This is a genomic window from Luteimonas sp. RIT-PG2_3, from assembly GCF_054902115.1.
The window spans coordinates 23,175-44,093 of record NZ_JBUBPF010000011.1 but is presented as its reverse complement, the minus strand read 5'-3'; the positions used below and the strand labels follow the sequence as shown (position 1 = coordinate 44,093).

Here is a 20,919-nt window from a genome sequence, read left to right as displayed (position 1 = left end):
GCGTCAGTAACGCGGGCCATGGGGCGCGCTCTGCGAAGCAGACGGGGAGGCAAAGGGCGAAGCGAATGCGGCGGCCGAGCGCGCGGCGAGCAGGCCGGCGTCGCCGCCCTGCGTCGGTGCCAGGGCCAGCGTGGCCTGCGCGGGCACGGAAGCCGCGGCATAACGTGGCTCGGTGGCGCCCGGCAGGCGGCCGTTGCCGGGCAGGCCGGCCAGCGCACGGTCGATGGTCGGGCCGTTGGCGATCGCCGTCAGCTTGGCGGCGTAGCGCGGATCGGTGGCGTAACCGGCGCGCTGCAGGGCACTGGCGAAGCGATGCGTGTCGTCGCCGGTGCCGCGTGCGGCGGCATAGCGGTCGTTGCCGAGCAGCTGGGTGTAATCGGCAAAGCTGTCGGCCGGCGAGGCATAGGCGCGGAAACGCGCGCGCTCGTTCTGGCGCACGCCGTTGACGTATTCGTGGGTGGCGGCGTTGACGCTGTCGCCGGACCAGCGGCTGCCGGCCTTGATGCCGAACAGGTTGTTGGAGGTCACGCCTTTCTCTCCGGCGAGGCGACGGCCCCAGCCGGTTTCGAGCGCGGCCTGCGCGACCAGCGCCTTCGCCGGCACGCCGAGTTCGGCGGCGGCTTTCTGCGCATGCGGCCAGATCGACTGCACGAAGGCTTCGGGACTGCTGCAGTCGATGTCGCAATCGCCATCGAAAGTGAGAGTGCCGCTGGACAGCGCGGACGCGTCGGCGACCGGCGCCACCGGCCATGCCGTCATCGGCAGCGCCTGCATCGAGACGCCGGCGCTGGGCGCGGCCAGCGACAGCGCGCCGCCAGTCGAGAACGGCAGGCCGGATGAGGATGCCGGTGCGCGCAGCGGCAAGGCCGCCGGCGCCGCGGACGACAACGGCAGCGCGCGTGCGCCGTCGTCGCCGGGCAGGCGGGTATCGAGCGGTGTGGCGGCGTCGTCGCCGATGCCGCTGCTGCGCTCGAGCTGGCGCTCGATCATCGAGGCCAGGCCGAGGCCACGGCCCTTGGTCAGTTCGCGCGCGAGCTGCTGGTCGTACATCTCGCGATAGGTCGCGTTGTTGCCGCCCAGCGGATCGCCCGAGGTCGTGCTGCGCATCGACTTGATCAGCATGTGCGCGAACTGGGTTTCCAGTTCACGCGCGGCCTCGCCGATCCGCGGCTGCGACGGCGTCGCAGCCCGGTCCAGGCCGATGCCGTTCACACGGTTCGCGATGGCGCCGGGAATGGACATGGCCGGCGGGTCAGATGACTTCCAGCTCGGCGCGCAGTGCGCCGGCTCGCTTGAGTGCTTCGAGGATCGCGACCAGGTCGCCCGGCGCCGCGCCGACGGCGTTGACCGCGCGCACGATCGACTCCAGCGTGGTGCCGCCCTCGAACAGGAACATCTTGCCGCCGTCCGCGGTCGCGCTGACCGTCGACTGCGGCACGACCACGGTCTGGCCGCCGCGCGAGAACGCCTCGGGCTGGCTGATCGCCGCGCCTTCGACGATCGAGACCGTCAGCGAACCATGCGCGACCGCCGCCGGCAGCACGCTGATCGCGCCGCCCATGACCACGGTGCCGGTGCGCGCGTTGACGACGACCTTGGCCGCGGCGGCGCCGGGGCTGACGTCCAGCGATTCGAGCTGCGCCAGGAAGCCGATGCGGTCGCCGGGCGGCGGCAGGATCTCGATGGTCACGCCATCGATCGCCTGGGCGGTGCCCTGGCCGAAGCTGCGGTTGACCGCTTCGACGATCCGCGACGCGGTGGTGTAGTCGAACTGGTGCAGGTTCAGCGTAACCGTCTCGCCGCGCGCGCCGACACCCGGCACCGCGCGCTCGACGATCGCGCCATTGGGAATGCTGCCGCCGTTGGGCGCGTTGACCGAGATCTTGGAACCGTCGCGGCCGGACGCACCGAAGCCGCTGACGACCAGCGAGCCCTGCGCGATGGCGTAGATCTGTCCGTCGGCACCGCGCAGTGGCGCCATCAGCAGGGCGCCGCCACGCAGCGACCCGGCGTTGCCGATCGACGACACGGTGACGTCGATGGTCTGGCCGGGCTTGGCGTACGGCGGCAGTTCGGCCTGGATCGCGACCGCGGCGACGTTCTTGAGCTGCGGGTTCACGCCCGGCGGAAGAGTCACGCCGAGCTGGTCGAGCATGGTCTTCAGGCTCTGCACGGTGAACGGCGTCTGCGAGGTGCGGTCGCCGCTGCCGTCGAGGCCGACGACCAGGCCGTAGCCGACCAGCGGGTTGCCGCGCACGCCTGCGACCTGCGCGAGATCCTTGACGCGCTCGGCCTGTGCCGGAGGCGCGGCCAGCAGGATCGCGACGCTGCCCAGCAGGGCGGCGGCGATGCGGACGCGGAACGGAAGGAGGGACATGTCGGCAGGCCTGTCAGTAGGGCGCGGCGGCGGAGTTGAAGAACCGGCCGAGCCAGCCCATCGCATTGGAGCGCGCCATCGCGCCGCGACCGCCATAGACGATGCGGGCGTCGCCGACGCGGTCGGAGGTCACGCGGTTGTCGGGGCCGATGTCGGACGCGCGCACGATGCCCTGCACCTGCACGAGTTCGTCGCCCTGGTTCAGGCGCATCTGCTTTTCGCCGGCGATGCGCAGGTTGCCGTTGCCCAGTCGCTGCACGACGGTCACGGTGATGTTGCCGGCCAGTGCGTTGCTCTGTGCCGAATCGCCGGCGCCGTTGAAGCCACGCTGCGCGGCGACTTCGGCCTGCAGCAGGTTGTTGCCGTTCATCGTCACCGACTGGCCGAACAGTGTTGGCGCTTCCAGCCCGATCGACGCATTCTTGCTGATGCCGGTCTTGGCGTTGGAGCGCGCGCTGGTGCTTTCGACCAGCACGATCGTCAGCAGGTCGCCGACCTCGCGCGCCTTGTTGTCCTGGAACAGGCGGATGCCCGGGTTGCCGCTGCCATCGGCGGCACCGGCGAAGATCGAACCACCGCCACTGGCTTCGGCGGTGGCGTACTGGCCGTCACCCGACGCCGCACCCGGATAGCTGCCGCCTTGCGGCGCGACCGGCGCGACCTGCTGCGGGAACGGCACGACGTCGCCGACGAAGCTGGCGCAGCCCGACAACGCGGCCAGCAGGGCAAGGGAAAGGAGGGTGCGCATGGCGGTCATCACAGGTTGTTGTTGAGGTAGCCGAGCATCTGGTCGACGGTCGAGATCGCCTTGGCGTTGGTCTCGTAGGCGCGCTGGGTTTCGATCATCGACACCAGTTCTTCGACGGTGTTGACGTTGGAGCTTTCCAGAGAGCCCTGCACCAGCCGGCCGACGCCGTTCTCGCCGGGCGCGCCGGTCTGGGCCGGGCCGGATGCGCTGGTCTCGGTATAGAGGTTGCCGCCCAGCGCATGCAGGCCGGCGGGATTGACGAAATCGGTCAGCGTCAGCGCGCCCACCTGCACCGATTCGGTCTGCCCGGCGATCTGCACGCTGACGGTGCCGTCGGCGGCGATGGTGACGCTCTGTGCGCCTTCGGGAATCTGCAGGCCCGGCTGCACTGGATACCCTTCGTTGGTGACCAGTTCGCTCTCGGCGTTGACCTGGAAGGCGCCGTCGCGGCTGTAGGCGCTGCTGCCGTCGGGCATCAGGACTTCGAAAAAACCGCGGCCGTTGATGGCGACGTCGAGCGCGTTGCCGGTCTGCGACAGGTTGCCCTGCGTGAACGATTTGGCGGTGGTCGCCACGCGCACGCCGGTGCCGGTGGCCATGCCGCTGGGCAGCATGGTCTGCTCCGAGGAGGCGCCGCCGGGCTGGCGCTGGGTCTGGTACAGCAGGTCCTCGAAGTTCGCACGGTCGCGCTTGAAGCCGGTCGTGTTGACGTTGGCGAGGTTGTTGGAGATGACCGCCATGCGCGTCTGCTGCGCGTCGAGGCCGGTCTTGGCGATCCAGAGTGCCTGTGTGGTCATGGTGGTTGCTCGTCAGGTGTGTCGGAAAATCAACGTGAGGACAGCAGGGAGTTGGCGCTGCGTGCGGATTCGTCACCGCTCTGCAAGACCCGTACCTGCATTTCGAACTGGCGCGCCAGCTCGATCATCGAGACCAGTGCGCCGGTGGCGTCGACGTTGCTGTTCTCCAGCACGCCGGTGGACAGCACGGCGCCAGAGGCGGGCAGGGGGGCGGCGGCGCCGGGCGCGGTCCGCATCAGGCTGTCCTCGCCGCGGACCAGGGCGCGGGTGTTGGTTTCGACGACGTGCAGGCGTCCGACCTGGGTCATCGAGGACGCCGGCGAGCCCTGCGGGATCACCGAGATCGTGCCGTCGGCGCCGATCTCCATGCCATCGTTGGGCGGGATGGCGACGGGTTCGCCGCCGGCATCGAGCAGTTGCAGGTCGCTGGCTGTGGTCAGCAGTCCGTTCTGGGTTATCTGCAGGTCGCCGGCGCGGGTATAGGCGGTGCCGCCGTTGGCGTCGCGTACGGCGAACCAGCGGTCGGGCTTGAGGGCGACGTCGAGGGCGTTGCCGGTGGTGCGCATCGCGCCGGTGGCATTGCTGACGCCGACCAGGCGTTCGCTGGTCGCCACGCGCGAGGGCAGTCCGGCTCCGGCGACCGGCATCGCGGTCGTCGCGCTCAGGGTCGCGCGGAATCCGACGGTGTCGACGTTGGCCAGGTTATGCGCCACGGTCCCCTGTGCACGCAGGGTCGCGCTGGCGCCGGTCATTGCGATGTAGAGGGCTTTGTCCATGGTCGATTGCCATGCAAGCCCTGTGCCGCGACGCCTCTTTGACCCTGTGGATGCGGGGGCGGGGCTTCTTGGGGACATCCCGGGCGGGGTGGCGCGCGGTTTCGGTTGGAGAAGCCCAGAGCCCAGAGCCCAAAGCCCAAAGCGGGTTTGCTCGCTCCGGAGGCGCATCGGCGCGCCGGGCAGAGTCCGCTCTCCCTCGGTCAGGGCATCCTGCCCTGACTCGGGCGCACGCCATCCATAGCGTGCTTGACGCGGCCTCCGCCCGACACGCCGCTGCCGCAAGCGTCACGGTTGCGGTGTCGCCAAGTCGCCGAATCGGAGCCTGGGTAGGCCGGGTCTCTACCCGGCGTGTTTGTGTTTGATGTGTGGGACGTTCTGGAATCCTTGTGGCGGGTCGAGACCCGCCCTACGGCGGCACGCCATTCATGGCGTGCTCGACGCGGCCCCCGCCCGCCACGCCGCTGCCGTGCGCTTCCGGATTGCGTTGTCGATACGTCTGGGGAACTTGTCTCTGAAGATCGAAACAGCAAACCATCCGACGTCCGGCGGCATCCAGACTAGGGATTGCGGAAAGCAGGCCATGGATGGCCTGCGGCGGCGAGTCAGCCATGGATGGCTGATCGAGCCGAGGAGTAATCCCTGGTCGGGATGACGCGGCTTCCGAAGCCGATAGCGCATTTGGCTTCGACTTCCCTGAACGCATTGAAATCCAAAGCAGGTTCGTTGTCTCCGGACCCGCATCGGCATACCGGCAAGCGTCCGCTCTCTCTCGGACCCAGACCTCACACAGCACAACGCCCCCGCAAACGAAGGCGTGTGCCTTCGACTGCGGGGGCGCGTGGGTGATCGTCAACGCAGGTTGATGATCGTCTGCGTGACCTGGTCCTGGGTCTGGATCATCTGCGCATTGGCCTGGAAGTTGCGCTGCGCGGTGATCATGTTGACCAACTGCTCGGTCAGGTCGACGTTCGATGCTTCCAGCGCGCCGCCCTGCACCAGGCCGAACTGCGCCGTGCCGGCAGAACCGCGCAGCGGTTGGCCCGACTCGAAGGTCTCGGTGAACGCGTTGTCACCGTTCTGCTGCAGCCCCTGCGGATTGGAGAACATCGTCAACGCCACCTGGCCCAGCGCCTTGGTCACGCCGTTGGTGTAGCTGGCCTGGACCACGCCCTCGGGCGACACCGAGATGCCCGACAGGCTGCCGGTTGCATAACCGTCCTGGGTGATCTCGTTGACCGCGAACTTCTGGCCGTACTGCGACGAGTTACCCAGATCCAGCGCCAGCGTCATCGCACCAGCGCCGCCGGGCGGCGTATAAGCGGGCAGGGTGATGCTGCCGCCGGCCGGGCTGAGCAGCGCACCCGTTGACGAATACGTCATCGTCTGCGGTGTGCCGACATCCACACCGTCGATCTGCGTGCGTACCGACCATTCATTCGGATTGGCCGTCTTCGTGAAGTACAGCGACTGCGAGTGCGCCGCGCCCAACGAATCGTAGACCGTCAGTGACGTCGTGTGGTTGTACGAGGTCGGGTCGGTGGCATCGAACGTTGCCGTCGTCGGTGGCGTCGCGTTGCCGGGCAGCGTCACGCCGACATTGACCTTCGTGCTCGGTGCCGGCGGAGCATCGCCCGTCGCCAGCTGCAGATCGACCAGACGTCCCGTGTTGAAGGTCTTGCCGTCGCCGTTGGGCGCGTAGACCTGCAGGCGCTGGCCCGACGGATTGCCGACAAAACCATCCTTGTCGGTGGTGAAGTTACCGGCACGCGAATAGACGATCGCACCATTGTTGGACAGGGTGAAGAACCCCTGGCCGGCGACGGCCATGTCCAGCGCCTGGCCGGTGAAGTCGACATTGCCCTGGTTGAACTGCTGGGCGACGCGCTGCAACTGCGCACCGGCACCGGTCGCGTTCTTGGCCAGGCCATACGGCGACAGCGCGAACACGTCGCTGAACTCCGCGCGGCTCTGCTTGAAGCCGGTGGTGTTGGCGTTGGCGATGTTGTGCGAGGTGACGCTGAGATCGGACGAGGCGGCATTCATGCCGCTCAGGGAAATGCGGAAGCTCATGGGAAATCCCCGGGAGTGGTCTGTGGAAGGACGGACGGTGTTGGCTGGACTCAGCCGATGCGACGCACCGACGACAGCGTGTGGCTGCCGAGGCCGGCGAGGTTGAGGGTGAGTCCGGTGGACTCGATGGAGACGCTGTCCACGCGCGCCATCAGCCGCGTCGACAGGGCTTCGGCGCCGCTGGTGCCGGGATTCCCGGCCAGCGCCTTGATCTTGTACGTGCCCGCCGCGGCCGGCGTGCCGGCATCGGTCAGGCCGTCCCAGTCGAACGCCAGCGTCCCTGCGGACTTGGCCTCCAGCGTCATCCGGCGCACGGTCGCGCCACTGGCATCGGTGACCTCGAAGGTCACCGGGCCGGCGCGGGTCGCCTCGATCTCGCCGCGCAAGGTCGCCCCGGCCGCCAGCGTGACCTTGGAGGTTTCCACCAGTGCGTCGTGGCCGACCAGCGAGGCCGCTCGCAGCGTCTGGTCGGACTCCATGACGCTGGCCATCGAGCCCATCGCCGACTGCATCTGGTCGATGCCCTGCACGGTCGAGAACTGCGCCAGCTGGCCGAGGAACTGCTGGCTGTCGAGCGGCTTCAGCGGATCCTGGTTCTTGAGCTGTTCGGTCATCAGCAACAGGAAGTTCGCCTGGCCGAGCGCGCCGGTCGACGTATTGGTGGTCGTCTGCTTCGGCGTGAGGCCGAGCGAGGCCAGCGTATCGGTATTGACGGAAGCCATGCGGCGGTCCTGGTCGTGGGAACGTTGAAAGGAAAAGAAGACGTCGGCAGCGTGCGGAGGTGGTGAGCGGCGAACGCGCGGGCTCAGCGGCCCATGTTCAAGGTCGCCATCGCCATTTCCTTGGCGCTGTTGAAGACCTCGACGTTGGCCTGGTAGCTGCGCGAGGCCGAGATCAGGTCGACCATCTGCGCGACCGGATCGATGTCGGGCGCATAGACATAGCCATTGGCGTCGGCCAGCGGATGGCCGGGCTCGTAGCGCTTGACCGGCGCGGCCGAACTGTCGACGACCTCGGTCGCGCGCACGCCGACCAGCGCCGGGTTCATGCCGACCTGTTCGGTCGTGAACACCGGATGCTTGGCGCGGAACACCGCGTTGGGATCGCCGGAGACCGAATCGGCATTGGCCAGGTTCGACGCCACGGTGCTCAATCGCACCGACTGCGCGTTCATCGCCGAACCGGCGACGTCGAAGATCGGAAGGTTGCTCATGCGCGCGTTCCTTCTATTGTCCGGTGATGGCGGTCAGCATCGAGCGGACCTTGGATTCGACGAACGACAGCGAGGCCCGGTATTCCAGGCTCGCCTGCGCGAACGCGGCGTTCTCGCGGTCGCCGTCGACGGTATTTCCGTCCAGGCTCGGCTGGCTCGACGGGCGCGTGTATTGCGCGCCCGCGGTCGCGGCGTTCAACGGGTCGACGACCTCCAGTGCATTCGCGCGCGGCGACGTCATTGCGGCATTCAGTGCCGCGTTGAAATCGAGGTCCTTCGCCTGGTAGTTCGGCGTGTCGGCATTGGCGATGTTCGCAGCCAGCAGTTGCAGCCGCTGCTCGCGGATCGCCAGGGCGGTGCCGTGGATGCCTAGGAAGTCGGCCATGCTGCCCTCCAGCGGGCGTGGTGTTCGACAGCGATCAGGCAAGTCGTGTGCCAGCGCCGTGCTGGCGCGGTCCGGGTGGGGGATGACGGGTTTTCGGCGGTGGCCGGGACGCCCCCTGCGCCGGCGCCGATAGCCCACGTCCGCCAAAAAACCGGCGGCCGGCCCGCAGTGGGCCTCCGGGCCCCTGCGCTGCCGCCGCGACACCGCGACCTGCGCGGCGCGGCATGTCTGCGGCATGTCTCTTGCACCGGGAGCGGGCATGACCCGGTCCGTTGCCGTCACCGTCCATCGCCTCCGCCCCCCGCACCTGGCTGTCGTGGCGCTTGCTTGCGTCCTGCATGCCGGCCTCCTGGCCGCGGCCACGCCGCAGCCGCTCGACAGCATCCGGAGCGCCGCCCTGGAAGCGGCCGGCGGCCCGGGCGCGCAGGGCGAGGCCCGGCTGGATTCGCGATTGCGCCTGACCGCCTGCACGCAACCGCTGGTCGCGGTCGCCAACAACGCCAGGATGGTCCAGGTGCGTTGTCCCGACACCCCGGGCTGGCGCCTGTACGTGCCGGTGACGCTGCGCCGCGAGGCCGACGTCGTCGTCGTCAACGGGCCGCTGCGGGCCGGCGTGCCGATCGACCCCAGCCAGCTCAGCGTGCAGCGCCGCGATGTCGGTGCCGCCGCCGGACGGGTCTTCAGCGATCCGGCCGAACTGGCCGGGCGCGTGCCCAGCCGGGCGCTCGGGACCGGCGCGGTGCCGACCGAGGTCGACCTCCAGCAGGGCCAGCCGCTGCGCCGGGGCGATCCGGTCATGCTGGTGTCGCGCGTTGGCGGCGCCGAGATCCGTATGCCCGGCGTCGCGCTGGGCGCGGCCCAGGTCGGCGAGCGCATCGCGGTCCAGAACACCGCCTCCCGCAAGGTCGTCCGCGGCCGGCTGCTGCCCGAGGCCGGGACGGTCGAGGTGCTGCCCTGAGAACCTGTTCACGCTCTTGCTGCGCTTGCCATCTGGCGTGCGTGCGGTGCTCGAAAGAACCGCCTGGAGCGGTTCTTGACAGCGCATGGCGCTGGCCCCAAGGGTGGCCGCCATGGAGGGTGGCCACAAATGCTCGTGTACCTCCACGTACACTGCGCTTTCTGCGCTCCAGACTGTGAACAGGTTCGGAGGGCCTGTTCCTGCCGGGCGGCGCGGGCGCTCGCGACCGGCCAGGACCAGGGGCTGCCCCCCGTGGCCGGCGACCTGAACACCGGAAGTGCGAATGACGTCACATCGGGCTCAAGTTCCGGCGGGCGCGGCCGTTACCGTGTTGGAACCGAGCACACGAGGAACGTCCCATGAGCTACAAGATCGACGGACTGCCACCCGGCCTGCGGGCCGCGGATGCCGTTGCGGTCGCGACGGCCGGCCGTGCCGGGGACGCCCGCAATGTACCCGTCGCGGCGGTCGCCGCGGCTGATCGCGTCAGCCTGACCGGCGACGCCGAAGGACTCCAGGCCATGGGACGTACGTTGGGCGCGGCACCGGCAGGCATCGACATGACCCGCGTCAACGCGCTGAAGGCGGCGATCGCCGACGGCAGCTACAAGATCGACGCCGAGACCATCGCCACCCGCATGCTCGGACTCGAGCGCGAGCTGGAGCGCTGACATGCAGACCGCCAACCCCGCCCTGCACGACGCCAACGTCCTCGACGCGCTGGAAGGCGCGCTGCAGGCCGAACGCCAGGCGCTGATCGACAACGACGTGGTCGCGCTGCTGGCGTCGACCGAGGCCAAGGTCCGCGCACTGCGCCAGGCCGAGTCGGCCCCGCCGGACCTGTCGGCCGCCGACCGCATCGCCGCGCTGCGCATCCTGAACCAAGCCAACAGCGTGCTGCTGTCGCGCCGCCGGCGCGAGGTCGACTGGGCGCTGCGGCACCTGGGCCGGACCGAGTCCAGCGGCACCTACAGCGCTGCCGGCATGACCGCCACGCGCCCGCAGGCCCGGCAGCTCGCGGTCGTCTGATCTGGCGTCTGACTCCCTGAAGTCCGACGGCGCCATCAAGTCCGGGCGCCCGAGCGCATCGCCGGCAATCGGCCGGACCTTCCAGATGCGCTCACCATGGCCCGCCACGTGCGGGCCATTGCCGTTTGTGGCGGCCCACCGGGCTGCCGGCAAGGCCCCTCAGGCGCGCGCTAGACTAGGGTTCCTGTTGGTTGGCCGTTGAATTCCCATGCAAAACATCGTTGAACCGCGCCGGCGCCTGCGTGCATTCGTGTCCGCACTGCTGCTCGCCCTGCTGGCCGTCGGTTGCCAGCGCGAATCCGGAGACCCGACTGCCGTGACGCCGTCCCCCGCCACCGCCCCGACCGCCGCAGGTGACAGCGACGAGCATTCCTACGCCGAGCCCGGCAAGGTCGTCATCGAGGACCTCGCGCTCGACGTCGCCCTGGATTTCGATGCCCGCACCATCGCCGGCACCGCGACCTACACGCTGGACTGGAAGGACAAGGCGGCCACCGCGCTGGTGCTCGACACCCGAGAGCTGACGATCCGCAAGGTCGAGGGCGAAGCCGACGGCCAGTGGCAGCCGCTGCAGTTCGCGCTGGCGCCCGCGGATCCGGTGCTGGGCAGCAAGCTGACGATCCAGGTGCCGCAGCGCAATGCCAAGGTGCGCGTGGACTACAGCAGCGCGCCGACCGCCTCGGGCCTGCAGTGGCTGACCCCGGAGATGACCGAAGGCAAGACGCTGCCCTTCATGTTCAGCCAGTCGCAGCAGATCCATGCGCGCAGCTGGGTGCCGTTGCAGGACACGCCGGCGGTGCGTTACACCTACACCGCGCACGTGACCTCGCGTCCCGACGTCATGGTGCTGATGAGCGCCGACAACCGTCCCGATGCCCAGCGCAACGGTGACTACCGCTTCTCGATGCCGCAGAAGATCCCCTCGTACCTGATGGCGATCGCCGCCGGTGACCTGGTCTTCAAGCCGATCTCGGCGCGCAGCGGCATCTGGGCCGAGCCGGGCACGATGGACGCCGCGCTGCTGGAGTTCGCCGACACCGAGAAGATGATCGCGACCACCGAGCAGCTGTACGGCCCGTATCGCTGGGAGCGCTACGACCTGCTGGTGCTGCCGCCGTCGTTCCCGTATGGCGGCATGGAGAATCCGCGGTTGTCGTTCATCACCCCGACGGTCATCGTCGGCGACAAGTCGCTGGTCTCGCTGATCGCGCATGAACTCGCGCACAGCTGGTCGGGCAACCTGGTCACGTTCTCGAGCGCCAAGCATGGCTGGTTGAACGAAGGCTTCACCAGCTATGTCGAGAACCGCATCGTCGAGGCCCTGTATGGCAAGGACTTCAGCGACATGGAGTTCGTCATCGCGCGCAACGAACTCAAGGACGGCATCAAGGACATGCCCGAGGCGACCCAGGCGCTGGCGGTCAAGCCGGGGACCGAACTTGATGCCGACGACGCGCTGAGCAAGGTGTCCTACGACAAGGGCGCCTGGTTCCTGCAGTTCCTCGAGGAGCGCTTCGGGCGCGCCGAGTTCGATGCGTTCCTGCGCGGCTATTTCGATCATTTCGCGTTCCAGAGCATCACCACCGAGCAGTTCCTCGCGTACGCCAAGACCCACCTGTTCGACAAGCAGCCGGGCAAGGTCACCGACGCCGAGATCCATGAGTGGGTCTATGGTCCGGGCATCCCGGCCAATGCGCCGCAGGTGCTGTCGCAGCGCTTCGGCATCGTTGATTCGGCGCGGCTGGCCTGGCGCGGCAGCGCGCAGTTGCCGCCGTCGTCGATCACCTCGGCCTGGAGCACGCAGGAGTGGCTGCATTTCCTCGAGCGCATGCCCGACACGCTGAGCGTGGCGCAGCTGACGCAGCTCGACGACGCCTACCACTTCACCGGCACGTCCAATGGCGAGATCGCGATGCGCTGGTATCCACTGGCGATCCGCAGCGGCTATGCCCGTGCCAATGACGCGATCTCGGCGTTCGTGCAGAAGATCGGGCGCCGCAAGCTGATCATCCCGATCTATACCGAACTGGTGAAGACCGAATCCGGCCTGGCGCTGGCGAAGGCGGCCTTCGAGCGCGCGCGTCCGGGCTATCACCCGATCACCACCGGTTCGGTGCAGAAGCTGATCGACGAAGCCAAGCCGGTGCCTGGGCCGGCCGCGGCACCGACTGCCGAAAGCGACGCCGCCGATGGCGCTGCGCCTGCCACCGAGCCGCCCGCTGCGGCACCGGCGGCGCAGCCGGCCACCTGAGCCGCGCCGGCGCGACCGGCTGGGCGGCGATGCAGGCGATGCAGGCGATGCAGGCGATGGCGTCCGCAGCGATGTTCGGAGCGGCTTCATGTGGGGGCGCCTCATGTGGAGCTGCTTCAGTCGCGTCTGCTTCATCTGCTTCCTCGGGCGCGACTCCGTTCGCGTCGATCCAGGCGGGCACGCCGCTGGCCGTCGTGCTCGTCGTGCTGCTATTTGCGCTCCTGCTCGCCGCCGTCGCGATCGCATGGTGCTGCTGGCGTTCGCCGGCCCGCATCATCGGGCTCGAATACCGGCGCCAGCGTCGCGCGCTGGGCTTCACGTTGCGCAGCGCCCGTATCGGCGAGCACGACATCGCCTACGTCGAACGTGCGGCAGGGCACGCCGCCGCGCCCTGCGTGGTCATGATCCATGGCTACACCGGCAGCAAGGAAAACTGGTACCTGCTGGCCGCGCAGCTGGGCATGCGCTACCGGCTGGTCGCGCCCGACCTGCCCGGTTGGGGGCAGAGCCAGCGCCTGGCTGGACGCGACTACGGATTCAGTGCGCAGGCCGAACATGTCGCGGCGTTCCTGCGTGCACTGGGCGACACGCCGGTGGTACTGCTCGGCCATTCGATGGGCGGTGGTATTGCCGCGCTGGTCGCGGCGCGCCATCCGGCGCTGGTCTCACGGCTGGCTCTGATCGATGCGGCCGGCGTCGAATTCGCCGAGAACCGCTTCGGGCTTGACGTGCTTGCGGGGCGTAACCCGTTCGCGGTCTCCGACCGCGCATCGCTGGAACGCTATCTCGACGTGCTGTTCCATGATCGCGGCGCGCGCCCGGCGATGCCCTGGCCGGGACCGTGGCTGCTGTGCACGCTGCGCCGGCGCGATGCGGACTTCGAACAGTCCGTGCTCGAACGCATCGGCCGCAGCGACGAACGCTTTCTGCCGTGGCAGCAGGCCACGCAGATCCGCCAGCCGACCTTGCTGGCCTGGGGCCGCCACGATCGCGTCATCGATCCCAGCGCGATGACGCTGTACGCGCAGCAGATCCCGCAAGCACGTACCCTGTTGCTCGAACACAGCGGTCACATGACCGTGATGGAAGAACCTGCGGCCCTGGCCGATGCCGTGGTCGCCCTGATCGAAGAGGATCCTGTCGCATGAACATGCCTTATTCCGGCCACCACTACGCCAGCCCCCGTCGTTCCAGTGGCCTTCGTGCCGGCACGCGCGTGCTGCTGGTGTCGACGTGGCTGGCCGCCGCGCTGCTGGTGGGCTGCAAGGACCGCGAAGCCGAAGCCGCGGCGCAGGCGGCCGCGCAGGCCGCCGCCAGCGAGCAGTCCGCGGCCGAGGCCGAACGCAATTTCAACGCCGCCGTCGGCGAGTCGAACTGGCAGCTGGCGAAGGCGCAGGCCGACGTGCTGCTGGCCAACTGGCCCGATACCGACGCGGCCAATCGCGTGCGTACGCAGTTCGATGAGGTCAAGGCCAAGGGCGATGCCGAGCGCGAAGCGCGTCGGGTGGCGTCATTGTGGGCCTACAACATCGAAACCGTGACCGGCGGCAAGCAGTTGTCGGCGGCGATCTACGCCAGGGACGAACTCGATGTCGACGGCAGCGGCAAGAAGCCGGTGCGGCTGATCTTCCGCGATCATCCGTCGTGGGGGCGCAGCAGCTACCTGGTGCTGCAGGCCGGCGACTTCGATTGCTATGGCAGCTGCCGGGTCAATGTCGTCGTCGACGATGCCGCGCCCAAGCGCATGGCCGCCAATCGACCCAAGACCGACGAAGCCATCGCGATGTTCGTCGACGACAACAAGAGCCTGTGGCGGATGACCCGCGATGCCAGGCGCATCAGCATCGAGTTCCCGGTCAAGGCCGGCGGCACCCGCACCGCGGTGTTCGAAGTCGCGGGGCTCGATCGCAGTAAGCTGCCCGGCTGGGACTGACCGCGCGCTGCCCGTCGGCAGGCCTGCGTCGGCGTCATGGCTGGCGCAGGCGGCGACGTGGAATCAAGGACACGATTCGCACCGAGCGCGGCGGCACAGGACACCGCGTTCGCAGAACGCGCGTACAACACGCACACGCGACACAAGCACGGCACACGCAGACACAGTCTCCGGATCAAGCGTTCAGCGCGTGCCCGGCACCGGGTTGCAGTTGCGGGTTGCGACCGAGAGCTGCTGGTCGACGCGATTGCTCTCGCGGCTGATCTGGCGCTGTTGCGTGATCTGGGCCGCCTGCGCGTTGCGTGCCGCGGCGCTGTTGGGCGTGGCGCTGTTGCGCAGCTGTTGCTGGTCGATGTCGGCCAGCCTGCGCTGGCTGGCGGCGAGGCCGGGCTGCGCGGGCGCACGGATCGTGCTGTTGGCGTTGTCGATGCAGCGCTGCTGGGCGGTGCCTGCAGGCGGCGTGCGTACCGGCTGCACGGGCGCGATCGGTGGCACCGGGACGGCAGGGGCGGGAACGACTGCCGGACGCATGTTCTGCACGTTCCTTGGCGCGGGGTCAGCGGGGTTCCGGACCTGGGCCCAGCTCGCACCGGTCAGCGCCAGCGCCACGATTGAAGCGAGGGCGGCAGAGGCCAGCGCGGTGCGACGGATCGCGGACTGGCGCGGGCGGCGATGCAGGGGCAGCGGAAGGTCCATGTGGCCATCGTCCGCGATGTCATGATCAAGGCGCGTGAACATTGCATCCGACGGCCTGCAAACGTTCATGTCGCGCTGCCCCGTGCCATGGCGGGGCGTGCCAGCCTGTCCAGTCGGCGCGTTCAGCCGGCCCGCTCAGTCGCGGTCGCGCGGCGGCATGTCCGCCAGCGGTGACGGTGGCTGCGCCGGGATCTCGGCCGGGATCGCGATGTCCGACGCCGCCGGCGTCGCCAGCATGCGCGCCTTGCGCCAGCCACCCCAGCGGTAATAGGCCACCGACAGCAGCATCGCGCAGACCGAACTGACCGGGAAACTCCACCAGATCGCATCGGCGCCCAGTGTCGGCTGCAGCAGGGTCGCGAACGGGATGCGGATGCCCCACAGCGTGACCGCCAGGATCAGGAGCGGCGGCATCACCGCGCCGGTCGAGCGCACCACGCCGAACATCACGAAGGTCACGCCGAAGAACAGGAACGACCATACCGAGATGTGGTTCAGGTGGCGCGCGATCTCCAGCGCCGCGCTGCCGTCGGGCAGGAACATCGCCAGCGAGAAGCGGTCGAGCAGGATGATCGGCGCGATCAGCAGGCCGGTCATCAGGAAGTTGAAGATCACGCCATTGCGCGCGACCGCCGAGACCCGCTCCCAGCGACCGGCGCCGACGTTCTGCGCGGCCATCGTCGAACACGCCGCGCCGATCGCCATCGCCGGCATCTGCACGTAGGTCCACAACTGCATCGCCGCGCCATAGGCCGCGGTGGTGTCGGTGCCGTGGCTGTTGACCATGGTGATCATCGCGATCATCGCCGCCGACATCATCACCATCTGCAGGCCCATCGGCACGCCCTTGGCGACCAATGCGCGGATGATCTGCCAGTCGGGGCGATACAGCGCGCGTTCGTGGCGACTGATCCACAGCGGATGCCGGCGGTGCCGCAGCCAGCCCAGCATGGCCACCAGCCCCAGCGCATTGGCGATCAGGTTGGCGGTGGCGGCGCCGGCCATGCCCATCGCCGGCAGCGGGCCGGGCCCGAAGATCAGCAGCGGCACCAGCACGATGTCGAGCACGACCACCAGCAGCAGGAACAGGAACGGCGTGCGGGTATCGCCGGCGCCGCGCAGGATCGCCGACAGGAACGCCAGCAGGTACAGGAACGGCACCGCCAGGAAGATGATCTTCAGGTAGGCGTCGGCGAACGGCAGCGCCGCGGCCGGCGTGCCCATCCACTGCAGCACCAGCCGCGACAGCGGTAGGCCAGCCAGCGCGACCAGCACCGAGGCGGTCAGGAAGAAGGTCGCGCTGCTGCCGATGACCTTGCGCGCCTGGGCGTCATCGCCGCGTCCCATCGCCTGTGCGACCAGGATGGTCGCGGCCATACCGACGCCGAACACCGCGCCGAGCAGCAGGAACAGGATGTTGTTGGCGTTGGCGATCGCCGCCAGCGCCTCCTCGCCGAGGTAGCGCCCGATCCAGACCGCGTTGACCGACCCGTTCAGCGACTGCAGCACGTTGCCGCCGAGGATCGGCAGCGAGAACAGCAGCAGGGTGGACGCGATCGGACCGCGGGTCAGATCGCGCGTGGCGGGGCGGGCAGGCGGGGTGGGCATCGCGGCAGGTTAACCGGGTTTTGCCGGCCCCGGTCCCGCCTTACAGCGCGTAGCCGAACTGCTGGCGGAACTGGCTGGCGAAGTCGTCGTAGTCGAAGCGCTGGTTCTGGGTGCCGGGGTGCTCGACCTTCAGCGCGCCCATCAGGTTGCCGATGCGGCCGATGGTCAGCCAGTCGTAGCCCTTCTCGATGCCGAACAGCAGGCCGGCACGGAAGGCGTCGCCGCAGCCGGTGGGATCGGTGACCCGGCGCTCATGCGCGGGCGGGATGTCGTAGACCGTGCCGTCGGCATGGATGCAGGCCCCCTTGGGGCCGCGGGTCGCGATATAGGCCTTGACCTTGCCGGCGATGACGTTCTCGTCCCAGCCGGTGCGCTCCTGCAGCAGGTTGGACTCGTAGTCGTTGACGGTGACGTAGTCGGCCTTGTCGATGAATGCGCGTAGCTCGTCGCCATTGAACAGCGGCATCGCCTGGCCGGGATCGAACACGAACGGGATGCCGGCCTCGGAGAACTCCTTGGCGTTCTGCAGCATGCCCTCGTAGCCGTCGGGGCTGACGATGCCGATGGTCACGCCCGGCACGTCCCTCACGTGGTTCTCGTAGCTGCGCATCATCGCGCCCGGATGGAAGGCGGTGATCTGGTTGTTGTCGTGGTCGGTGGTGATGAAGGCCTGCGGAGTGAACAGCTCATCGATGACCTTGACCCGGTCGAGGGTGATCTCGTTCTCCTCGAACCATTCGCGATACGGACCGAAGTCCTGCCCGACGGTCGCCATCGGGATCGGATCGCCCCCCAGCAGCTTCAGGTTGTAGGCGATGTTGCCGGCGCAGCCGCCGAACTCGCGGCGCATCCTCGGCACCAGGAACGACACGTTCAGGATGTGCACCTTGTCCGGAAGGATGTGGTTCTTGAACTGGTCGGGGAACACCATGATGGTGTCGTAGGCCAGGGAACCGCAGATCAGTGCAGACATCGGCAGGGGCTCATCGTGAAGGCAAGGCCGGCTAGGTTACCGGCGCGACTCCGGTGAGGCCAGCGCGGTAAAACCGGGACCTGCGTCGACTTTCCTTTGCCACGGCCAAAGGCCACGCTGACCCCGGTCTGAGTGGGGGGCCGGGGCGCGGCGTGCCGACGCGTCCGGTTAGCGCTTTTTTGCTAGGCTAGCGGACCCTGTTGCGCCCCCTGACGGACCCCTGCCTCCGATGTTCAAGAAGTTCCGCGGCATGTTTTCCAACGACCTGTCCATTGACCTGGGCACGGCCAATACCCTCATTTTCGTCCGCGGCCAGGGCATCGTCCTCAACGAACCGTCGGTGGTGGCGATCCGCCACGACCGCAGCGGCGGCCAGAAGGCGGTCGCGGCGGTGGGTACGGCTGCCAAGCAGATGCTGGGCCGGACGCCGGGCAACATCACCACGCATCGACCGATGAAGGACGGCGTCATCGCCGACTTCACCTACACCGAGGAGATGCTGAAGTACTTCATCAAGCAGGTGCACAAGTCGCGTTTCCTGCGCCCCAGCCCGCGCGTGCTGATCTGCGTGCCGGCCGGCTCGACCCAGGTCGAGAAGCGTGCGATCCGCGACTCGGCGATGGAAGCGGGCGCGCGTGAGGTCTCGCTGATCGAGGAGCCGATGGCGGCCGCGATCGGCGCCGGCATGCCGGTCACCGAGGCACGTGGCTCGATGGTCGTCGACGTCGGCGGCGGCACCACCGAAGTCGCGGTCATCGCGCTCAACGGCATCGTCTACTCGCAGTCGGCCCGCATCGGCGGCGACCGCTTCGACGAATCCATCATCAATTACGTGCGCCGCAACCACGGCATGCTGATCGGCGATGCTACCGCCGAGCGCATCAAGATCGAGATCGGCTGCGCCTATCCGCAGGAAAAGGTCGTCGAGATCGAAATCTCCGGCCGCCACCTGGCCGAAGGCGTGCCGAAAATGGTCAAGATCAATTCCAGCGAAGTGCTCGACGCGCTGCGCGAGCCGCTGTCGGGCATCGTCGCCGCGGTCCGCCAGGCGTTGGAGCAGACCCCGCCGGAACTCAGCGCCGACGTCGCTGAGCGCGGCATCGTGCTGACCGGTGGCGGCGCGCTGTTGCGCGACCTCGACCGACTGCTCAGCGAGGAAACCGGCCTGCACGTGCAGGTCGCCGAAGACCCGCTGACCTGCGTCGCCCGTGGCGGTGGCCGCGCGCTCGAACTGCTGGATCTGCACGGCAACGAGTTCTTCGCGTCCGAGTGAGGGCGCAGGGCATGGGCCATGACGGGCGGCATCGTGCAGCGACACGCGCCGTCTGCCCGCCGGACTCGCGCTGATGCCACCAGGCCGGCCCCGCGACGCCGGCCTCCTTGTACGACCGTCATGCGCCGGTGCATCCGCATCGGCTTTGCCGATGCGTTCCGGTTATCCTGCGCGCTGGCACGTCGTGGAAGCGTTTTGATGTCGCGTGCTTGTCCGAATCCCCCTTCCCGACCCCCGATGCCCGGCCGCTAGCCCGTGTCCTCCTACGCCAATCCCGCCAGCCAACGCCCAGGTGACGTCGCGGGAACGCTCCGGCTGCTGGCGTATCTGGCGATCTCGGTCGCGCTGATCATCGCCGACCATCGCGCCGACTGGCTGGCGCAGTTCCGCCAGCACGCCAATGTCGTGGTCCAGCCGTTGTGGTGGCTGGCCGGCATGCCGACGCGCGTGGGCCAGAGCATGCGCAACGATGCCGCCACCCGCTCGATGCTGGCCGACGACAACCGCAGGCTGCGCAACGAGTTGCTGGTCGCCTCGGCCCGCCAGGCACGCTTGCAGGTGGAGGCCGAAGAGAACGCCCGCCTGCGCGGACTGCTGGGCGCCGCGCAGCGCGGCGGCCTCGATGTCCAACTGGCGCCGATCCTCGACGTCGACCTCGATCCGACCCGGCAGCGCCTGGTCCTCAATGCCGGCCGCGCGGCCGGCGTGCACCAGGGCCAGAGCGTCATCGACGCCGGCGGACTGGTCGGCCAGATCATCTCGGTGACCCCGGGCACCTCGACCGTACTGCTGCTGACCGACCTCGACCATGCGGTCCCGGTGGTCGTTAGCCGCAGCGGCGTGCGCCTGGTGGCCTATGGCAGCGGCCGCAGCGATCTGCTGCAACTGCGCAACATCCCGGTCTCCAGCGACGTCAAGATCGGCGACACGGTGATGACATCGGGCCTGGGGGGCCGGTTTCCCCCGGGCTTCCCGGTCGGCACCGTCGCCGAGCTGCGGCCCGACGACAGCCATGCCTTCCTGCTCGGCGACCTGAAGCCGGCGGCCCAGCTCGATCGTGGCCGCGACGTGCTGCTGCTGCGCGAGGGCCGGACATGGGGCATCGGGCCTCAGGAGCCGCCAACGGACGCGCAAGCGGCCGGGCAGCCTGCGCCGGCCAGTCCGGCCGGAGCGGTTCCGCCGACGGTGGGCAGCGGGCAGCAACCGGTGCAGCAAGCGGCGCCGCCGCCGTCCACGGGCAGCGCGGCGCCACCGGCCGCCGGTAGTGCGCCGCCGTCCCGATTGCCGACGCCCGATTCCTCCGCGCGCCCCGCGCCCCAAGCGCCCCCGGCGCCACAGGAGCGCCAGCCATGATCCGCCGCAGCCGCAACTGGGTGCTGCCGCTCAGCGTGTTCGTCGCCCTGCTGCTCGGCCTGCTGCCGCTGCCGGCGATGCTGCAGCCCTTGCGCCCTTACTGGCTGGCGCTGGTGGTCGCGTTCTGGATCATCGAGACACCCGAGCGCGCCGGACTCGGCTTCGCGTTCGGCGTCGGCCTGTTGGCGGATCTCGCCTTCGGTGGCCTGCTCGGCGAGCAGGCCCTGCGGCTGGTGGTCATGGGCTTCATCCTGCAGCGCTTCCGCTCGCAGCTGCGCTTCTTCCCGATGGCACAGCAGGCGCTGGCGATCGGCGGCCTGCTGCTGAACGACCGCGTCGTCACCGCCGCGATCCACCTGGCCCTGGGTGAGCCGCTGCTGCCGTGGACGTTCTGGTGGGCGCCGCTGCTGGGCATGCTGCTGTGGCCACCGGTCTTCCTGCTGCTGGCCACCCTGCGCGTCCGTCGCAAGGCGGGCTGA

21 protein-coding genes and 1 pseudogene are annotated in these 20,919 nt (G+C 68.9%); 9 read left to right on the top strand and 13 right to left on the bottom strand.

What is annotated here, in order from left to right; genetic code table 11:
• Positions 1 to 3: 3 nt before the first annotated feature.
• The 10 genes and pseudogenes from flgJ to flgB (ACYX7E_RS15380) all read right to left on the bottom strand — a co-directional run.
• Complete coding sequence (gene flgJ, locus ACYX7E_RS15425) at positions 4 to 1,242, bottom strand: flagellar assembly peptidoglycan hydrolase FlgJ (RefSeq protein WP_462081478.1); 1,239 nt, start codon at positions 1,240 to 1,242, stop codon at positions 4 to 6.
• Positions 1,243 to 1,252: 10 nt separating this feature from the next.
• Positions 1,253 to 2,377: a flagellar basal body P-ring protein FlgI gene (locus ACYX7E_RS15420; RefSeq protein ID WP_462081477.1), complete on the bottom strand. Its 1,125-nt coding sequence runs from the start codon at positions 2,375 to 2,377 to the stop codon at positions 1,253 to 1,255.
• 13 nt (positions 2,378 to 2,390) lie between these two features.
• Entirely contained in the window at positions 2,391 to 3,134 is a 744-nt protein-coding gene (gene flgH / locus ACYX7E_RS15415; protein ID WP_462081476.1) for a flagellar basal body L-ring protein FlgH, read from the bottom strand.
• On the bottom strand, positions 3,134 to 3,922 hold the full coding sequence (gene flgG, locus ACYX7E_RS15410; RefSeq protein ID WP_462081475.1) for a flagellar basal-body rod protein FlgG: 789 nt from the start codon (positions 3,920 to 3,922) through the stop codon (positions 3,134 to 3,136). Before flgG ends, flgH begins: the two co-directional genes overlap by 1 nt.
• Positions 3,923 to 3,951: 29 nt before the next feature.
• Positions 3,952 to 4,698: a flagellar basal body rod protein FlgF gene (locus tag ACYX7E_RS15405; RefSeq protein WP_462081474.1), complete on the bottom strand. Its 747-nt coding sequence runs from the start codon at positions 4,696 to 4,698 to the stop codon at positions 3,952 to 3,954.
• A gap of 849 nt (positions 4,699 to 5,547) precedes the next feature.
• Positions 5,548 to 6,768 (bottom strand): flagellar hook protein FlgE, encoded by a 1,221-nt coding sequence (gene flgE, locus ACYX7E_RS15400; protein WP_462081473.1) that lies wholly within the window; start codon positions 6,766 to 6,768, stop codon positions 5,548 to 5,550.
• 50 nt (positions 6,769 to 6,818) lie between these two features.
• Complete coding sequence (locus ACYX7E_RS15395; RefSeq protein ID WP_462081472.1) at positions 6,819 to 7,490, bottom strand: flagellar hook assembly protein FlgD; 672 nt, start codon at positions 7,488 to 7,490, stop codon at positions 6,819 to 6,821.
• A gap of 83 nt (positions 7,491 to 7,573) precedes the next feature.
• Entirely contained in the window at positions 7,574 to 7,981 is a 408-nt protein-coding gene (gene flgC / locus ACYX7E_RS15390) for a flagellar basal body rod protein FlgC (RefSeq protein ID WP_462081471.1), read from the bottom strand.
• A gap of 13 nt (positions 7,982 to 7,994) precedes the next feature.
• Positions 7,995 to 8,303, bottom strand: coding sequence for a flagellar basal body rod protein FlgB (gene flgB / locus ACYX7E_RS15385; protein ID WP_462081572.1), 309 nt, complete (start codon positions 8,301 to 8,303; stop codon positions 7,995 to 7,997).
• Positions 8,301 to 8,366, bottom strand: a pseudogene (gene flgB / locus ACYX7E_RS15380) (flagellar basal body rod protein FlgB); the annotation flags it as partial. The pseudogene flgB (ACYX7E_RS15380) and the gene flgB (ACYX7E_RS15385), both read right to left, overlap by 3 nt.
• Positions 8,367 to 8,682: 316 nt before the next feature.
• On the opposite strand from flgB (ACYX7E_RS15380), the gene flgA reads away from it, so the two are divergent.
• The 6 genes from flgA to ACYX7E_RS15350 all read left to right on the top strand — a co-directional run bounded on the left by flgA (position 8,683) and on the right by ACYX7E_RS15350 (position 14,537).
• Positions 8,683 to 9,324: a flagellar basal body P-ring formation chaperone FlgA gene (gene flgA, locus ACYX7E_RS15375; protein WP_462081470.1), complete on the top strand. Its 642-nt coding sequence runs from the start codon at positions 8,683 to 8,685 to the stop codon at positions 9,322 to 9,324.
• 359 nt (positions 9,325 to 9,683) lie between these two features.
• Positions 9,684 to 9,995 carry a flagellar biosynthesis anti-sigma factor FlgM gene (gene flgM, locus ACYX7E_RS15370; RefSeq protein WP_462081469.1) on the top strand — a complete coding sequence of 104 codons (312 nt, stop codon included), beginning with the start codon at positions 9,684 to 9,686 and terminating at the stop codon, positions 9,993 to 9,995.
• Position 9,996: 1 nt separating this feature from the next.
• Entirely contained in the window at positions 9,997 to 10,353 is a 357-nt protein-coding gene (locus ACYX7E_RS15365; RefSeq protein WP_462081468.1) for a flagellar protein FlgN, read from the top strand.
• Between the two features lie 208 nt (positions 10,354 to 10,561).
• A complete protein-coding gene (locus ACYX7E_RS15360; RefSeq protein ID WP_462081467.1) occupies positions 10,562 to 12,604 on the top strand; it encodes a M1 family metallopeptidase in 2,043 nt (680 codons plus the stop codon).
• 194 nt (positions 12,605 to 12,798) lie between these two features.
• Complete coding sequence (locus ACYX7E_RS15355) at positions 12,799 to 13,752, top strand: alpha/beta fold hydrolase (RefSeq protein WP_462081466.1); 954 nt, start codon at positions 12,799 to 12,801, stop codon at positions 13,750 to 13,752.
• Complete coding sequence (locus tag ACYX7E_RS15350) at positions 13,749 to 14,537, top strand: hypothetical protein (protein WP_462081465.1); 789 nt, start codon at positions 13,749 to 13,751, stop codon at positions 14,535 to 14,537. The genes ACYX7E_RS15355 and ACYX7E_RS15350 overlap by 4 nt, the downstream gene beginning before the upstream one ends.
• Before the next feature lie 183 nt (positions 14,538 to 14,720).
• On the opposite strand, the gene ACYX7E_RS15345 is transcribed toward ACYX7E_RS15350, so the two are convergent.
• The 3 genes from ACYX7E_RS15345 to ACYX7E_RS15335 form a co-directional block, all read right to left on the bottom strand.
• Positions 14,721 to 15,233, bottom strand: coding sequence for a hypothetical protein (locus ACYX7E_RS15345; RefSeq protein ID WP_462081464.1), 513 nt, complete (start codon positions 15,231 to 15,233; stop codon positions 14,721 to 14,723).
• 135 nt (positions 15,234 to 15,368) lie between these two features.
• The gene (locus ACYX7E_RS15340; protein ID WP_462081463.1) at positions 15,369 to 16,841 is read right to left on the bottom strand and encodes an MATE family efflux transporter; all 1,473 of its coding nucleotides are present in this window, start codon (positions 16,839 to 16,841) and stop codon (positions 15,369 to 15,371) included.
• 40 nt (positions 16,842 to 16,881) lie between these two features.
• Positions 16,882 to 17,814 carry a carbohydrate kinase family protein gene (locus ACYX7E_RS15335; RefSeq protein WP_462081462.1) on the bottom strand — a complete coding sequence of 311 codons (933 nt, stop codon included), beginning with the start codon at positions 17,812 to 17,814 and terminating at the stop codon, positions 16,882 to 16,884.
• Positions 17,815 to 18,043: 229 nt separating this feature from the next.
• On the opposite strand from ACYX7E_RS15335, the gene ACYX7E_RS15330 reads away from it, so the two are divergent.
• From ACYX7E_RS15330 to mreD, 3 genes are all read left to right on the top strand, one after another.
• Positions 18,044 to 19,087 carry a rod shape-determining protein gene (locus ACYX7E_RS15330; protein WP_462081461.1) on the top strand — a complete coding sequence of 348 codons (1,044 nt, stop codon included), beginning with the start codon at positions 18,044 to 18,046 and terminating at the stop codon, positions 19,085 to 19,087.
• A 255-nt stretch (positions 19,088 to 19,342) separates the two neighbouring features.
• Complete coding sequence (mreC, locus tag ACYX7E_RS15325; protein WP_462081460.1) at positions 19,343 to 20,440, top strand: rod shape-determining protein MreC; 1,098 nt, start codon at positions 19,343 to 19,345, stop codon at positions 20,438 to 20,440.
• Entirely contained in the window at positions 20,437 to 20,919 is a 483-nt protein-coding gene (gene mreD / locus ACYX7E_RS15320; protein WP_462081459.1) for a rod shape-determining protein MreD, read from the top strand. Before mreC ends, mreD begins: the two co-directional genes overlap by 4 nt.

Bases quoted from the DNA above. Each gene is read 5' to 3' on its own strand.
- ACYX7E_RS15360 (WP_462081467.1), top strand. From the start codon at position 10,562: ATGCAAAACATCGTTGAACCGCGCCGGCGCCTGCGTGCATTCGTGTCC.
- ACYX7E_RS15395 (WP_462081472.1), bottom strand. From the start codon at position 7,490: ATGGCTTCCGTCAATACCGATACGCTGGCCTCGCTCGGCCTCACGCCG.
- flgG (WP_462081475.1), bottom strand. From the start codon at position 3,922: ATGACCACACAGGCACTCTGGATCGCCAAGACCGGCCTCGACGCGCAG.
- flgE (WP_462081473.1), bottom strand. From the start codon at position 6,768: ATGAGCTTCCGCATTTCCCTGAGCGGCATGAATGCCGCCTCGTCCGAT.
- ACYX7E_RS15365 (WP_462081468.1), top strand. From the start codon at position 9,997: ATGCAGACCGCCAACCCCGCCCTGCACGACGCCAACGTCCTCGACGCG.
- ACYX7E_RS15405 (WP_462081474.1), bottom strand. From the start codon at position 4,698: ATGGACAAAGCCCTCTACATCGCAATGACCGGCGCCAGCGCGACCCTG.
- flgM (WP_462081469.1), top strand. From the start codon at position 9,684: ATGAGCTACAAGATCGACGGACTGCCACCCGGCCTGCGGGCCGCGGAT.
- mreD (WP_462081459.1), top strand. From the start codon at position 20,437: ATGATCCGCCGCAGCCGCAACTGGGTGCTGCCGCTCAGCGTGTTCGTC.
- ACYX7E_RS15345 (WP_462081464.1), bottom strand. From the start codon at position 15,233: ATGGACCTTCCGCTGCCCCTGCATCGCCGCCCGCGCCAGTCCGCGATC.
- ACYX7E_RS15420 (WP_462081477.1), bottom strand. From the start codon at position 2,377: ATGTCCCTCCTTCCGTTCCGCGTCCGCATCGCCGCCGCCCTGCTGGGC.
- ACYX7E_RS15340 (WP_462081463.1), bottom strand. From the start codon at position 16,841: ATGCCCACCCCGCCTGCCCGCCCCGCCACGCGCGATCTGACCCGCGGT.
- flgH (WP_462081476.1), bottom strand. From the start codon at position 3,134: ATGACCGCCATGCGCACCCTCCTTTCCCTTGCCCTGCTGGCCGCGTTG.
- ACYX7E_RS15330 (WP_462081461.1), top strand. From the start codon at position 18,044: ATGTTCAAGAAGTTCCGCGGCATGTTTTCCAACGACCTGTCCATTGAC.
- ACYX7E_RS15335 (WP_462081462.1), bottom strand. From the start codon at position 17,814: ATGTCTGCACTGATCTGCGGTTCCCTGGCCTACGACACCATCATGGTG.
- ACYX7E_RS15350 (WP_462081465.1), top strand. From the start codon at position 13,749: ATGAACATGCCTTATTCCGGCCACCACTACGCCAGCCCCCGTCGTTCC.
- flgJ (WP_462081478.1), bottom strand. From the start codon at position 1,242: ATGTCCATTCCCGGCGCCATCGCGAACCGTGTGAACGGCATCGGCCTG.
- flgC (WP_462081471.1), bottom strand. From the start codon at position 7,981: ATGAGCAACCTTCCGATCTTCGACGTCGCCGGTTCGGCGATGAACGCG.